The sequence below is a fragment of the Microbacterium aurantiacum genome (assembly GCF_040532595.1).
GTDB classification, from domain to species: domain Bacteria; phylum Actinomycetota; class Actinomycetes; order Actinomycetales; family Microbacteriaceae; genus Microbacterium; species Microbacterium chocolatum_B.
Window position 1 is genome coordinate 1,847,043 of record NZ_JBEVYX010000001.1, and the last position, 14,661, is coordinate 1,861,703.

Here is a 14,661-nt window from a genome sequence, read left to right on the forward strand (position 1 = left end):
CTCGAGAACAACTCAACACCTCATTCACCGCACGTGTCATATAGCGGGCACGTGATCGAAAGGAACACATCGTGCTCATCGCACAGCGTCCCACTCTGACCGAGGAGAAGATCGGGGAGTTCCGCAGCCGGTTCATCATCGAGCCGCTGGAGCCCGGCTTCGGCTACACGATCGGCAACGCGCTGCGCCGCAGCCTGCTGTCGTCGATCCCCGGTGCCGCCGTCACCTCGATCCGCATCGACGGCGTCCTCCACGAGTTCAGCACCATCCCCGGTGTCAAGGAGGATGTCACCGAGATCATCCTCAACATCAAGCAGCTGGTCGTCTCCAGCGAGCGCGATGAGCCCATCACGGCGTACCTGCGCAAGACCGGCGCCGGTGAGGTCACCGCCGCCGACATCTCCGCTCCCGCGGGCGTCGAGGTGCACAACCCCGACCTCGTCATCGCCACCCTCAACGACACCGCGCGCTTCGAGCTCGAGCTCACGATCGAGCGCGGCCGCGGCTACGTCTCGGCCACGCAGAACCGCAACGAGTACGCCGAGGCCGGTCAGATCCCGATCGACTCGATCTACTCGCCGGTCCTCAAGGTCAGCTACCGCGTCGACGCCACCCGTGCCGGTGAGCGCACCGACTTCGACAAGCTGATCCTGGATGTCGAGAGCAAGGCCTCGATCGCCCCGCGCGACGCCGTGGCGTCCGCAGGTCGCACCCTGACCGAGCTGTTCGGCCTCGCCCGCGAGCTGAACGTCGAGGCCGAGGGCATCGAGATCGGACCCGCCCCCGTGGAGCAGGTCCTCTCGAACGAGCTGTCGATGCCCATCGAGGACCTCGACCTCTCGGTCCGCTCCTACAACTGCCTCAAGCGCGAAGGCATCAACACCGTCTCGGAGCTGGTCGCCCTCTCCGAGACGCAGCTGATGAACATCCGCAACTTCGGCCAGAAGTCGGTCGACGAGGTGCGCGACAAGCTCGTCTCGCTCGGGCTGTCGCTCAAGGACTCGGTTCCCGGGTTCGACGGCGCGCACTTCTACGGCGGCTACGACGACGAGAACGCCTGAGTCCTTCGGCTCACCTGACCGACTTTTCCCACTGGAGTAATCACAATGCCCAAGCCCACGAAGGGACCCCGCCTCGGAGGCGGCCCCGCACACGAGCGTCTGCTGCTGGCGAACCTGGCCGCCGCCCTGTTCACGCACAAGTCCATCAAGACCACGGAGACCAAGGCGAAGCGCCTGCGTCCACTGGCCGAGCGTCTCATCACGTTCGCCAAGCGCGGCGACCTGCACGCGCGTCGTCGCGTGCTCAGCGTCATCGGTGACAAGGAAGTCGTGCACGTCCTGTTCACCGAGATCGCGCCGCTGGTGGCCGACCGTGAGGGTGGCTACACGCGCATCACCAAGGTCGGCAACCGCAAGGGTGACAACGCCCCCATGGCCGTCATCGAGCTCGTCCTCGAGCCGGTGAAGCCGAAGGCCAAGGCCACCAAGCGCGCGGCCGCCCCGGTCGCCGCCGAGGAGACCCCCGCCGAGGAGACCCCCGCCGAGGAGACTCCGGTCGCCGAGGAGTCCGCTGCGGACGACACCGCCGCCGAGGCCGGCGCGGAGTCGCCGGAGGAGGGCGCGGCTGCCGAGGCCGCCGCCGAGGACGCCGTCGAGGACGACAAGGCCTGACACCGCGTCGACGATCACCACGAGACCCGCATCCCGTTTTCGGGGTGCGGGTCTCGTGCGTACGCTGGAGGGATGACCACGAGCCTGCGCCCCGCCACCGTCGGCGACCTCGACGCGATCCACGCGGTGGTCGTCGCCGCCGATCGCATCGACCACCCCACGTGGGTGACGCCGCGCGAGGACCTCGCGGACGTGTTCGCGCTGTCTCACGTCGATCCGGCCCTCGACACCCGGGTGGCCGTCGACGTCGCGGGTGACATCGTCGGCTTCGCGTGGGCCATGGTGCACCCCGACACGTCCGCCGGGATCCACGGCTACCTGCAGGGGACCGTCCGTCCCGACCGCCGGCGACAGGGCATCGGTCGAGAGCTTCTCGCGTGGAGCCACACGCGCACCCGGGAGCTCATCGCGGCCACCGGAGCCGACGGGCCCGCGGCGATCTTCCAGTACGTCGATGAGGCGAACACGGATGCCGTGCACCTGGGCGAGCGGCGGGGGCTGCGCACCGAGCGGTGGTTCAGCTCGATGCAGCGCGATCTGTCCGCGCCGCTCGAGGACGTCGCCTCTCCCGACGGCGTCGATCTCGTTCCCTACTCCCCGGACCGGTCCGAGGATGTGCGTCTGGCTCGGAACGACGCCTTCCGGGATCACTGGGGGAGTCTCCCGAGCACCACGGAGCGCTGGTCGAAGTTCGTCGACGGGCCCTTCCTCCGACCCGATCTCTCCACTCTGGCGGTGCGGGACGGGCGCGTGGTGGCGTTCTGTCTGGCGTCGGTCAACGAGGAGGACTGGGCTGCGCTCGGCGCGCCGAACACCTACATCGACCTCATCGGCGTCATCCGCGACGAGCGGGGGAGAGGGCTCGCCCCGGCCGTCATCGCCCGCACGCTCCACGCGGCCCGGAGCGCGGGGCTCGAGCAGGCCGTCCTCGACGTCGACACCGCGAGCAAGACGGGTGCGAACACGCTGTACGAGCGGCTGGGCTTCCGTGCGACGCACCGCCAGCAGGCGCTCGTCGACCGCTTCTGAGCCGACGGCAGGGCCTCCGGCGCGGCGCCGTCCGTCGCGGCATCCGTCACTGCGGGATGCGGACCTCGGCGTGGTGCAGTCGGCGGTACTCGCGCATCTGCGCGTCGTGCTCCGCGGCCGCGCGCGCGTGCTCGACGGCGGTGACACCCGCCTCCACGGTCCGGGCGAAGAGTCGGCCGCCCTCCTCGCCCGGGTGGATGCGGTCACCGGCCAGCAGATCCTCCCGCGGCGCGATCGCCCCCGACCAGTCGGCGATGCTCACGCGCGGGTGTTCCGCCGCGAACGCCGCGAGATCGGCGTTGACCTGGGGGATCCAGTCGCGCGGCGCGTAGGCGTTGACGAGGATGACGTCGCGATCGGGACCGGCGACGTCGACCATCCGCTGCAGGACGGCGGTGTCGACGGGGCCGTTCGTGCCGAGCGCCACGACCACGTAGCGGCGGAGCTGGCCCTGCGCGGCGAGGGATTCCAGGATGCCGGGCCCGGCCCACACCGACCGCGACACCGCCGCGTCGACCTGGATGCCGGGGAGCTCCTCGAGGAGACCCGGAGCGGCAGCCAGCATGACGGAATCGCCGACGGCGGTGATCTCCTCGCCGGCGACGGGGGTCGGTGAGGGGGCGCTCACCGCGGGCGCGGGCGACGGTGCGGTCGTCCGGGACGGGGCCGGGTGGGGAGAGCTCTCCTCCGCCGCCTCCAGCGCCGCCGCTCCGGCGGACACCACCGCTTCGGAGGAGGTCTCGGCGGGAGCCGCGGCCAGAGCCACGCTGGACCCGCCGAGGAACAGGGCCGTCACGGCCACCGCACCGACGGCGCGGGCGCGGACGCGCGCCGATCCGCGCAGGGCGGTGCCGAGACGCGACGCGGTGCCGCGGAACCCGTCGCGCCGGAGAGGGGTCTCCACGAACCGGTACGACAGCTCGGCCGCGCCCAGGGTCGCCACGAGCACGCCCAGGCCCACCCCGACGGGCACGCCCGCCTCGGGCCCGGTGCCGCGCACCCACGCGAGCGCCAGGACGAGCAGCGGCCAGTGCCACAGGTAGATCCCGTAGGAGCGATCGCCGACCCAGCGCAGCGGCGCCACGTCGAGCGCACCTCCCAGCCGGGAGCCGGGCACGGCGGCCGACAGGATCGCCACCGCCGTCAGGGCGCTCGCGGCCAAGAGGACGCCGGGAAAGGTCGCCACGCCGTCGCCCGCCGGGAGGAGCGCGAGCACGATCACGCCGCTGACGGCCGTCACGCCCGCGCCCGTGGCCAGCCGCCCGCGATCGTCTCCGAGCCGGTCCAGGAGGGCGGGGAGCGCGAAGGCGAGCGCCACCCCGAGCAGGATGCCGAAGGCGTGGGTGTCGGTGCCGAAGTACGCGCGGGTGACGGCATCCGAGGCGGCGGGTGCGCCCGCACCGCCGGCGACCACCAGCGCCATGCCCGCGGCGCTGAGCGCGGCGAGGGCCACGGCCGCCGAGGCGCGCCACGAGCGCTTCGGCAGGAGCAGGAACAGGGGCAGCACGAGCGGCCACAGGAGGTAGAACTGCTCCTCGACGGCGAGGGACCAGACGTTTCGGAAGACCTCGGTCGTCGTCGCGGCGAAGTAGCCCGTGTCTCCGGCGAGGGCGATCCAGTTGAAGCTGAAGGTGAGGGCGCCGAGGACCTGCCAGCCGAGCCCGCGCAGCACGTCACCGCCGATGAGGCCGGCGAGCGTCGTGCAGACCGCGAGGACCACCAGCAGCGCGGGCAGCAGGCGTCGCGCGCGTCTGCGCCAGAACTCGACCAGACGGATGCCGCCCGTCGCCGCGAGCTCGCGGAGGAGCAGCGAGGTGATGAGGAACCCGCTGATGACGAAGAAGACGTCGACACCGAGGAACCCGCCCGGGAGCAGTGCCGGACCGAACAGGTGGTACACCACGACGAGGATCACGGCGACGGCGCGCAGACCGTCCAGCCCGGCGAAGCGGGCGGCGGTCGGACGGGGCGCGGTGAACGTCATCGAGGGGGAGCGGCCGGGGTCGAGAGACGGCGCGTGACAGTGTACGACCGGACGCTGGGAGTTCCGGAGGCGACGCCGGGACCAAGGTCCCCGTGCGGCGGCGGGACCCGGACGTAGCGTGGAGGAGACCGGAGGAGGTCATCATGAAGGACACCATCGTCGTCGGCGTCGCCCTCCACAGTGAGGCGGGTCGACGCTCCGGACAGCGCGCGATCGCGTGGGCGGTGGACCGGGCCCTCGACCGCCGTCAGCGACTGCTGCTCTTCTCCATCGTGGGCGGAGCCGTGGGGACGATCGGCGAGGCGCACCTCGTCGAGCAGGCCGTCGACGATCTCCACGCCCAGCTCGAGGCGCAGGCGCGCGCGCTCATCGCCGCCCACCCCGACCGCCTCGACGTCCGCGTGCGTGTGGACCACGGGAACCCCGTCGCGAAGCTCATCGAGGCGTCGACGGATGCCGCGCTCCTCGTCATCGGCAGCGACTTCCGCGGCGACGCGGGACCCGCCCGCGGACCGCACGGCATCCGCATCGCCGCCGGCTCCCATGCACCCGTCGTCGTCGTGCCCGACACCGACCCGGGTCCGCGGTCGGGCGTGGTCGTCGGCGTGGACGGCTCGGACCTCTCCGAGCGCGCCATCGGATTCGCCGCCGCCGAGGCCGACCGACTCGGCGAGACGCTCGTCACCGTCATCGCGTGGAACCCGATGGAGGTCTCCCGGAATCCGGGTCTGTACCCACCGGAGTACCTCGACGCCCTCGCCCGCCTGGCCGAGGAGAGCCTCGGGCTCTCCCTCGCCGGCCTGTCGTCGACGTACCCGGATCTGCGCATCGAACGCCACGTCGAACGCGGCTACCCCTCGGAGGCGATCGAGGTGTACGCGCGCCGCGCGCGCCTGACGGTGCTCGGTTCGCACGGCCGCGGCGCGATCGCCCGCTTCCTCCTCGGCTCGGTCAGCGAGGAGGTGCTGCGCCGGCTCCCCAGCGCCGTCGCGATCGTGCGCTGAGGGGGCCCTACACTGGCCGAAGGCCTCTCACGGACGGAAGACCATGCGCACTCCCCCGCTTCGCTTCTCGATCGCGCTCGCCGTCGCCCTTGCCACGGGCGCGGCGCTCACCGGATGCGGCACTCCGCCGTGGGAGGAGCCGGGCGGGTCGACGACCGCCCCCACCGGCTCGCCCACCGCGACCGTTCCCGCGCCGGTCCCCAACGACCTCTCGAGCGGGTCGACGCAGCGCGAGCTGCAGGCGGGCGCCGTCTCGGCGACGGTGGACTACTGGTCGCCGCTGTCGATGGATCAGTGGACGCCGGGGGCCCTGAAGCCGCTTAACATGTCGCTGACGACCACCGTGACCCCCGACGACGGCAAGAAGGTGTACCTCCAGCAGGCGAGCGTCGTGGCGATCCCCGCGACGGCCACCGGGCAGCTGGCGCCGCTCGCCGCGCAGACGGACACCGCGACGGTCAACCCGGGGTACCTCGTCCTCAGCCCGCAGAGCTACTCGCAGACGTTCCAGATCGGGGCGGTCCCCGAGGAGGCCGACCGTGTGATCCTGCAGATCACGTACGACTTCCTCATGCAGACGGCGCCGGATTCGGCCGATTACGCCAAGCAGACCGCCACGGACGTCCTCACCGTGGCCCTCACCGCTCCTCCAGCCCCGTGACCAGCCGCTCGATGAAGCTGCCGTCCGCGCGCTCCCACTGATCGCCGCCGCGCTCCTGCGCGACTTCGGCCGCCCCCCGCGCGATGAAGAGCAGGGCGTCGAGGTCGTACCCCCCGACGGTCGTCGAGCACCAGCCGGCGCTCGCGGACAGCTGGACGGGCATCCGGGAGTCCACCTCGAGATCGCCGACGGCGCGGAGAAGTCGGCGCAGCAGGTCGCGCGTGGCTCCCTCGGGCCGGGCCGCGAAGACCGCGACGGCGCCCTCCGCGGTCGGTGAGACGAGGGTCCCCGCCCCGGCTGTCGTGCGGAGCGCTTCGACCATCCGTTCCGTGACGGCGCCGATCTCCTCGGCGCCGAGCGTGGTGCGCAGCTGATTCAGATCGTCGAGCCGGACGACGAGGACCGAGCAGACCTCGCTGGTCGGGAGCGCGCGCTGCAGCCGCGCGTCGGCGGTGTCGCGGAACGCCGCGAACTGGCGGTCGATGAGGGGCGTCGACCCGCCCGTCGCCCGACGTGCGACGGTGAGTCCGAGGATCGCGATGAGCGCCGTGACGATGTAGACGAGCATGCCCACCGCGGAGAGCGGACGCGTGACGGTGAAGTCCTCGTCGATCGGGCGGGTCGACAGACGCACGATCGCGCCGGCGACCCCCATCGCCACGAACAGGATCGTCACCACCCCGAAGGGCCAGATCACCGGGTCGCTCCGGTCCGGCATCCGGTTCCACTCCCACAGGAACAGCCCACCCGAGAGCGCAGCCAGCAGGTAGGAGACGCGGTACGCGGTGGCGAACCATTCCGAGCCGGCCGCGACCGTGAGGACGACGGCGATCAGGAGCGCGAGGGCGGGGCCCACCCAGATGTGGGCGCGCACGCCGCGGTGGGCGCGGAAGCCCGACCACAGCGTGGCCGGGGCGCCGAGGAGGAGCCCGAGGGCGAAGGCCCGTGCGGGTTCGTTCTCCGCGATCTGAGCCGCGATCACGCCGAAGGTGGACACGAGGGCCAGGGTGAACGCGTAGGTCCAGTAGAGGGTGGCGCGGCTCGGGGCGCGCAGGAACGCGATCCCGACCGTGATGGCGGTGGCCGCGGCGGCGAAGACCGCCTGCCAGATGCCGAAGTCGGTGGTCCCGATCGTCCGGAAGATGTCCATCAGGCTCCCTCCTCCGCGGTGCCCCCGCGAGGCAAACGGACGGTGATGACGGTGCCTTCGCCGAGCGCACTGTCGATCGTGAGGGAGCCGCCGTGCGCCTCGACGATCTCCTTCGTGATGCCGAGGCCGAGCCCGGTGCCCGCGGCGGTCTTCTTCGCCACGGACGTGCGGAAGTAGGGGGTGAGGACGCGGGGGATGTCCTCGGTGGCGATCCCGATCCCGGTGTCGGCGATGCTCACCACGACGTCGGCCCCCTCGAGGCCCGCGCTGATCTCGACCTCGCCGCCGGCCTCGGTGTACTTCACGGCGTTGCTGACGAGGTTGTCGAAGACCTGCCGCATCCGGAATCCATCCACCACCGCGCGGAGGCGCCCGGTGGTGGAGAGGGAGACGCGGACGTCCTTGGCCCGTCCGACCTGCTCGTAGGAGGCGACCGAATCGATCAGGATCGGCTGGAGGTCGGTCTCCTCCCGGGGGGAGGGGTCGGCCGGGGGAGCCTCCGAGCGGACGGCCGAACGCGGCCCCAGCATCTGCTGGGTCATCTCCAGCATCCGCTCGCTCGCGTCGAGGAGCTTCTGGAACCGTTCGACGGCCTTGGGCGGCATGCTGTCGTCCTCGAGGGCGAGCTCGGCGGTGCCGATCATGACGGTGAGCGGATGCCGCAGCTCGTGCGAGGCGATGGCGGCGAGGCGCTCGCGCTCCCGCTGAGCGTGGGTGACGGCGGTGACGTCGTGCACCAGGAGGAGGATGGTCTCGTCCTCGTGGGCCGAGGACCGCAGGCGCTTGGCCGTGACGGACAGCGTCCGCCACTCGCCGTCCGTGGTGAAGATCCACACGCGCTGGTCGTGGAAGGTGTCGCCTCTCCGCGCGCGCGTGAGGGTCCGGTCGCTGGGCGGGATCGGCATCCCGCGGTGTCCGGAGTACTCGACCGATCGGGCGGGCTGCTCGGGGTCGCGCGGATCGATGCCGTACAGGCGGCCGTAGGTGCTGTTCACCGACAGTGTCGGCCCGCTCGTCGCGACCCGGGCGACGCCGATGTCGACGGCGTTGAGGATCTCGTTCGTCCGGCGCTCCTGCTCGGAGCGGCGCTCGACCGTCGCGTGCAGGCGGGAGGCCTGTCGCGCCATCAGACGTCTCGATGCCCGCACCTGCCGCATCGCCAGGTGGGCGGTGATGCCGATGAAGGCCAGCGTCGACATCACGATGAAGACACGGAGTGCGGTGGCCCCCGGGGTGTTGTTCAGGATCTCCAGGCAGATGAGGCCGGTGATCACGCCGAGCATGACGGCAAGCACGGGCAGGCGGAAATGCATCCCGGCCCACATGACGGGGAACGCCCACAGGAAGCTCAGACGCAGGTCGGTGCCGAAGGCGAGCACGCCGATGGCGACGGCGTCCAGGAACGGGACGGCGAGGACGGCGAGCTTCGGCCACCGGTCCCACGGCGCCCCGATGGTGAAAGCCGCCAGCCCGACGATCACCGCGGTGCCGACGATGAAGTGCAGCTGCCCGAAGAACTCGGGTGCGAGGATCATCGCCATCAGCGCGATGACGATCACGGCGCCCGCCAGGGAGAGCTGGGTCAGCCAGATGGATCGGGTGCGACCGGAGACGCGAATGGTGTCCATCACCGCACGCTCCGGGCGTTGCGGTCGTCTTGAGGTTTCCTTGCGGAAGCGCTCATGGCCCGTCGGCGACGCCTTGCGGTCGAGCGGGCAGAGTGATCTGCATGACAACGACTCCCCCCACCGCCCTCGTGCGCCGCGGTGCACTCGCCCGCACCGTCATCGAGCAGCTGGAGCCGACCGAGCCGGTCGAGCGCGAGATCGACCGGGAGTTCGAGTCGGTCCTCGACGACGCGATCGTCGGCCGCTCGACCATCGGCTGCGTCATCCCCGCGTACAACGAGGAGGAGTCCATCGCCGACGTCATCGAGTCGCTCCTCGGTCAGACGCGGGTCCCGGACGTCATCCACGTGGTGGTCAACAACACTTCCGACAAGACGGTGAAGATCGCCTCCCGGTACAGCGGTCCGCACGAGGTCGTCACCGAGCTCGGCGAGCAGTTCACCGAGGTCTTCGTCCACGACATCGGCAAGAACCCGGACAAGAAGGTCGGGGCCCTCAACTACGGCTTCGCGCTGGTGGAGGGCTACGACTACCTGCTGGGCGTCGACGGCGACACCATCGCCGACCGTCAGGCTGTGGAGTACCTCGAGAGCGAGGCCATGTCGGACAGCCGCATCGGCGGCATCTCGGCGATCTACTCCATCGACGACCGCCCGATCAAGGGCGCGGTCGCGAAGTTCCTGATCTCCGGGCAGCGCACCCAGTTCGCCGCGTTCAACATGCAGAACCTGCTGCGTGGCCGGAACATGGCCGTGCTCGGCGGACAGTTCTCGATCTTCTCCACCGCGGCCCTGCGCGATGTCATGGTGCAGAACCACCAGTCCACCCCCTGGGTGAAGGATAGCGAGGTCGAGGACTCGCTCCTCTCGCTGCAGATCAAGAGCGCCGGATACCTCACCAAGATCAGCCCGTTCGCCCGCGCGGATGTCGGTGGGATGACCACGCTCCGCTCGTACGACGCGCAGCAGGTGAAGTGGACCTACGGCGCCATCGAGCTGATGTGGCCGGGACAGCGCGGCGACACGAAGGGTCAGCCGCTGCACCCCAACCTGCGCCTGCGCTGGTTCGAGAACATCGGCATGCTCACGAACTTCTTCGTCCGCGTCGCCTTCCTGGTGCTCCTGGCCGGCTCGCTGTCCATCGGTGCGTTCGTCTTCTCGCCGTGGTGGCTCATCCCGCCGGCGATGGCCGTCGCGCTCAACATGCGTATCGCCTTCACCATGAAGGACCGCACGGCCCGTGACGTCCTCTTCGCGGGGCTCGTCGCCCCCGCCGAGGTGTTCATGTGGGTGCGCATCAGCCACTTCCTGCGCTCGTGGACCCGATTCCTGTCGCGCAAGAAGGTGGACAACTGGGCCATGCAGGCCAAGGCCGAGAAGGGCGGGGGCAGCACCTACTGGGTGCCGCTGGTGCTGCTGATCGCGTCCCTGATCGCCATGGCCGTCATCTGGGTGATGCTCCCGCCGGTCGCGCAGTCCACCATCCTGTGGGTCGGCTGGCCGATCGTCGGCGTCATCACGGTCCTGCAGACGCTCATGATGTTCTTCAAGCTGATCCGCCGCCACCAGGGGTTCCAGGTATGAGCGCCCGGGTGACGGGCGCCGGGGTCCTCGCGGCCTCACGCCGGCGAGCCGGCCTCCGCCGTCAGGCGGTAGCCCACCCCGCGCACCGTCTCGATGTAGCGCGGGTTGGTGGGGGAGTCGCCGAGCTTGCGCCGGAGGTTGGTCATGTGGGCTTCGATGGCACGCTTGTCGGCCTCGCCCACGAAGTAGCTGGTGACGTACGACTCGCCCCGCAGGACCAGGGTGAGATCGGCTTTGGTCCGCACACGACGCTTGGACTCCATGAGCGTGGCCAGGAGGTCGAACTCCGTGCGGGTCAGATCGACTTCGCGATCGTCGATCACGACGATGCGCGAATCAGGATCGAGCGCGAGGTCGCGGTGCCGCACCGCGGCCGACCCGACGTGCTCGAGGGTGCCGTTCGAGGCAGGCGAGGCGGGGACCTCGCTACCCGACTCCGCGATCACCACGGTCGCGGAGGCCTCTGACGGCGGGGGAGGAACGGATGCCGGCACCGCCGTCGGGGAGGCGGCGGAGCCGGCATCCATCACACCGTGTCGCGCAGCGGTGTTGCGGCCACCCGGGAACGACGGCCCGACCTGCTCCTGACGAGGAGCGGGCGGGGCCGTCGCTCCCGTGCCGGCCGCCTGCGCAGCTTCGCGGCGGCGCAGGATCGCGTCCAGGCGCGCGCGGAGCTCGCGGGGCCGGAAGGGCTTGGTGAGGTACTCGTCCGCGCCCGACCCGAGTCCGAGGACGAGGTCGGCCTCGTCCTTGAGGCCGGTGAGCATGATGATGTACGTGTCGCTCTGCTGGCGGATCCGTCGCGCGGCCTCGAAGCCGTCGATGCCCGGCATCGTGATGTCGAGCGTCGTCACGGTGGGCTGGTAGCTGAGGACGGCCTGCACGCCGTCGATGCCGTTGCCGACCGAGACCGTCGAGAATCCGGCTCCTTCGAAGACCTCGACGAGGAGGTGGCGGATCTCTGCGTCGTCTTCGACGATGACCGCGGTCTTGGGGACGCCGCTGGAGTCGTTCATGGGGATCTCTCGATGGTGAGGGGAGTGGAGCGCGGTGGGGCCGCGGGGTGCGACACCTCAGGAGCCATGGGTCAGCGCCATGGTACACAGCGGACGGGCACCCCCACCCGATTGTTATGGACCTGCGGTCCACGTTCTCGTCAGCTTATCGGCGTCCCGGGCCCCGGCGTCACAGGATGTCGCGGGTCAGCTCCACCGCGGCCTCCGGCCACCACGCACCCGCCGGCGGTCCGCCGTTGCAGGTGCCGTCGCTCTCGCCCGGGGGCTTGATCCACAGGTTCGTGTCGATCACGTCGTCTCCCCAGGTGCCGCCGACCGCTCCCACGCGGAGCCCCCGGACGTTGCACCACTCCGAGCCGGTGTGCGGGGCGCCGTTGCGCGAGGTGTCGATCACCGCGTGGAGGTCGTCGAAACCCCAGGCCTCGAGCTGACCGACGAGCTGCCGCGCGTAGGCGCTCTCGTCGGCGTCCGAGTTCCCATTCGAGACGTTGGTGGCGAATCCGCGGATCGACCCGGGGGCGGCCTCGGCGACTTCGGCGATGAGGGTCGCCATCTCCGGGACCGACCGCCAGTTGGAGTGGCCCCCGTCGACGTAGACGAAGGTGTTCTCCGCCGCGAGCCGGGAGGCTGCGTCGGCGATCTGCGCCGTGCGCACCTCCGGCTCGTCGCAGTCGAGCGCCAGGGCGTCGGGTTCGAGGATCACGACCGCGCTCTGCGCGGGATCTGCGGCGAGCCCGGCGGCGATGGCATCGATCCACCCGGGGTAGGCCGCGGCGTCCAGTCCGCCGGCGGAGAAGTTGCCGCAGTCGCGATCGGGGAGACCGTAGACGGCGAGGACGGGCGTCGCGTCCTGCGCGCGGGCCTGGGCGAGGATCCCCTCGACGGCGGCGGTGACGCTGCCGATCGGATAGGTCTCGGGGGTGAGCCACACGGCGGTCGGCTGGGCGGCGAGATACGCGGCTGCCTCGGAAGCCGCATCCTCCCCGCCCTCGGCGGCGGCACGGGCGGCGAAGGAGTCCGGCGAGACGAAGAGGGCGTCGCCGGGGGCGGGGGGCTGCGGCCCGGCGGGAGCCGCGAAGAGCATCTGCCAGATCGCGAAGGCGGCCACGGCGACTCCCGCCGTTCCCAGGAGCGCCACGCCCACCGTCCCGAGGACTCGCCCGCGCTTTCTCACCCTCGGACTCTACCCGCGCCCACCGTAGGCTGAACGGGTGCGCCTCCGCCTGGACCTCTCCTACGACGGCACCCACTTCCGCGGGTGGGCCCGGCAGCCGGGGCTCCGTACGGTGCAGCAGACGCTGGAGGACGCCCTCGTCCGCATCCTCGGGGGAGAGGTGCGGCTGGTGGTGGCCGGGCGGACGGATGCCGGAGTGCACGCGAGCGGCCAGGTCGCCCACCTCGATCTCGATGACGCGCAGGTCGGTCGCCTCTCGCGCGGGCGCGCGCGAGAGGACGAGGACGATCGTGGTGTCGCGGCGCTCGCCCGTCGCGTCAACGGCGCCCTCGGCTCCTACGCCGACGCCACGGTGCGTCGCGTCCGGTCGGCACCCGACGGGTTCGACGCGCGTTTCTCGCCCGTCTGGCGTCGATACGAGTACCGGATCGCGGACCACGCGTACGACCCGCTCGAGCGCCATCGCACCACGTTCGTCCGCACCCGGCTCGACGCCGACGCCATGGACGCCGCCGCGGGGGCGCTCATCGGCCTCCATGACTTCGCCGCCTACTGCAAGCCGCGCGAGGAGGCCACGACGATCCGCACGCTGCTCGAGTTCTCCTGGCGGAGGGACGCCGAGGGCGTCCTCCGCGCGCACGTGAAGGCCGACGCGTTCTGCCACAGCATGGTGCGCGCCCTGGTCGGCGCGTGCGTCGCCGTCGGCGAGGGGCGTCTCTTGCCCGAGGACGTCGTGCGCATCCGGGACGGGCGGGAGCGGGTCCCGGAGGTGAAGGTGCTGGCCGCGCGGGGCCTCACCCTCACCGAGGTCGGCTACCCCGCCGACGACCTGCTGTCGCTCCGCGCCGAGCAGACGCGCGCCCGTCGCGAGCTCTGACGCGGGCGGATGCCGAGACCTGGGAGTACACGAAGGATCCGCGCCCGCGATACCTGATCGTCATGCGGGAGTCCTAGGCTGTCCCCGTCATGAAAGTCATCTCGTACAACCTGCGCAAGCACCGCGCCGTCGGGGAGCTCGCGCACCTCGTCGAGCGTCACGCGGCCGACGTGCTGTGCCTGCAGGAAGCCGACACGAGCGACATCCCTGAGCGCATCGACGGGCTGCGCCTGGCCGACTCCACCCAGCGCAACCGACTGGGCCTGGCGGTGTACTACCGGGAGAACACCTTCCGCGCGGTGGACGTGCGGATGATGGCACTGAAGAAGTCCCTGCACGATCGCGTGCTGAAGCCCGCCGAGGAGCGTCTGCTCGGCGTGAAGCTCTACGACATCGACGACGGGCACGAGGTCATCGTCGCCTCGTTCCACGCCGCGCCGTTGACGGCGCTCAACTCCCTCCGTCGCCATCAGATCCGCACCGCCCTGTCGGAGCTGCAGCTCATGGGCGACGGCCTCCCCACCCTGATGGTCGGCGACTACAACTACCCCGTCTTCAAGGAGAACCTCGGTCAGCGCGTGCGCGAGCAGGGGTACGAACTCAACCTCAGCGATTCGCGCACCTACACCCGCTACCGCTTCTTCCGCGGACACTACGACTTCGCCACGTCGATCGGGTTCGAGATCGACCGCGTCCGCACCCTCCCGCAGGGAGACAGCGATCACCTGCCGATCCTCGTGACGGCCAGGCCGCTGACGCGGAAGGCGGCGAACCTCAACGCGGGATCAAGAGAAGGACAAGATCAGCGGTAACGCCCTGTGCGGCGGTGCGGTTCGGCCCTAGAGTCTGATCGGCCGCGACCGTGAAGCGGCACCCTCCCCG

13 protein-coding genes are annotated in these 14,661 nt (G+C 70.9%); 8 read left to right on the forward strand and 5 right to left on the reverse strand.

Annotation, left to right across the window (positions count from 1 at the left end):
* Positions 1 to 71: 71 nt before the first annotated feature.
* The 3 genes from ABXJ56_RS08770 to ABXJ56_RS08780 all read left to right on the forward strand — a co-directional run bounded on the left by ABXJ56_RS08770 (position 72) and on the right by ABXJ56_RS08780 (position 2,702).
* Entirely contained in the window at positions 72 to 1,061 is a 990-nt protein-coding gene (locus ABXJ56_RS08770) for a DNA-directed RNA polymerase subunit alpha (RefSeq protein WP_353999280.1), read from the forward strand.
* 45 nt (positions 1,062 to 1,106) lie between these two features.
* A complete protein-coding gene (gene rplQ, locus ABXJ56_RS08775) occupies positions 1,107 to 1,673 on the forward strand; it encodes a 50S ribosomal protein L17 (RefSeq protein ID WP_353999281.1) in 567 nt (188 codons plus the stop codon).
* Positions 1,674 to 1,745: 72 nt separating this feature from the next.
* Complete coding sequence (locus tag ABXJ56_RS08780) at positions 1,746 to 2,702, forward strand: GNAT family N-acetyltransferase (RefSeq protein ID WP_353999282.1); 957 nt, start codon at positions 1,746 to 1,748, stop codon at positions 2,700 to 2,702.
* A 46-nt stretch (positions 2,703 to 2,748) separates the two neighbouring features.
* Here the strand turns inward: ABXJ56_RS08780 and ABXJ56_RS08785 are convergent, their stop codons facing one another.
* Positions 2,749 to 4,686 carry an acyltransferase family protein gene (locus ABXJ56_RS08785; protein ID WP_353999283.1) on the reverse strand — a complete coding sequence of 646 codons (1,938 nt, stop codon included), beginning with the start codon at positions 4,684 to 4,686 and terminating at the stop codon, positions 2,749 to 2,751.
* A 143-nt stretch (positions 4,687 to 4,829) separates the two neighbouring features.
* Here ABXJ56_RS08785 and ABXJ56_RS08790 point away from each other — a divergent pair, with 143 nt between their 5' ends.
* Positions 4,830 to 5,690, forward strand: a complete 861-nt coding sequence (locus tag ABXJ56_RS08790) for a universal stress protein (protein WP_353999284.1) — start codon at positions 4,830 to 4,832, stop codon at positions 5,688 to 5,690.
* Between the two features lie 43 nt (positions 5,691 to 5,733).
* Positions 5,734 to 6,351: a hypothetical protein gene (locus ABXJ56_RS08795; protein ID WP_353999285.1), complete on the forward strand. Its 618-nt coding sequence runs from the start codon at positions 5,734 to 5,736 to the stop codon at positions 6,349 to 6,351.
* Here ABXJ56_RS08795 and ABXJ56_RS08800 read toward each other — a convergent pair.
* Both ABXJ56_RS08800 and ABXJ56_RS08805 read right to left on the reverse strand, forming a co-directional pair.
* A complete protein-coding gene (locus tag ABXJ56_RS08800) occupies positions 6,329 to 7,501 on the reverse strand; it encodes a hypothetical protein (protein WP_353999286.1) in 1,173 nt (390 codons plus the stop codon). The two genes, ABXJ56_RS08795 and ABXJ56_RS08800, sit on opposite strands and share 23 nt — an antisense overlap.
* Positions 7,501 to 9,129, reverse strand: a complete 1,629-nt coding sequence (locus ABXJ56_RS08805) for an ATP-binding protein (protein WP_353999287.1) — start codon at positions 9,127 to 9,129, stop codon at positions 7,501 to 7,503. The genes ABXJ56_RS08800 and ABXJ56_RS08805 overlap by 1 nt, the downstream gene beginning before the upstream one ends.
* A 101-nt stretch (positions 9,130 to 9,230) precedes the next feature.
* Between ABXJ56_RS08805 and ABXJ56_RS08810 the strand changes: the two genes are divergently transcribed.
* Positions 9,231 to 10,712: a glycosyltransferase family 2 protein gene (locus tag ABXJ56_RS08810; protein WP_353999288.1), complete on the forward strand. Its 1,482-nt coding sequence runs from the start codon at positions 9,231 to 9,233 to the stop codon at positions 10,710 to 10,712.
* A gap of 35 nt (positions 10,713 to 10,747) precedes the next feature.
* On the opposite strand, the gene ABXJ56_RS08815 is transcribed toward ABXJ56_RS08810, so the two are convergent.
* Positions 10,748 to 11,728: a response regulator transcription factor gene (locus tag ABXJ56_RS08815; RefSeq protein ID WP_353999289.1), complete on the reverse strand. Its 981-nt coding sequence runs from the start codon at positions 11,726 to 11,728 to the stop codon at positions 10,748 to 10,750.
* Positions 11,729 to 11,897: 169 nt separating this feature from the next.
* On the reverse strand, positions 11,898 to 12,902 hold the full coding sequence (locus tag ABXJ56_RS08820) for a glycoside hydrolase family 6 protein (protein WP_353999290.1): 1,005 nt from the start codon (positions 12,900 to 12,902) through the stop codon (positions 11,898 to 11,900).
* A gap of 37 nt (positions 12,903 to 12,939) precedes the next feature.
* On the opposite strand from ABXJ56_RS08820, the gene truA reads away from it, so the two are divergent.
* Both truA and ABXJ56_RS08830 read left to right on the forward strand, forming a co-directional pair.
* Positions 12,940 to 13,779 (forward strand): tRNA pseudouridine(38-40) synthase TruA, encoded by an 840-nt coding sequence (gene truA / locus ABXJ56_RS08825; protein WP_353999291.1) that lies wholly within the window; start codon positions 12,940 to 12,942, stop codon positions 13,777 to 13,779.
* An 89-nt stretch (positions 13,780 to 13,868) separates the two neighbouring features.
* The gene (locus ABXJ56_RS08830) at positions 13,869 to 14,591 is read left to right on the forward strand and encodes an endonuclease/exonuclease/phosphatase family protein (protein WP_353999292.1); all 723 of its coding nucleotides are present in this window, start codon (positions 13,869 to 13,871) and stop codon (positions 14,589 to 14,591) included.
* Positions 14,592 to 14,661 lie beyond the last annotated feature (70 nt).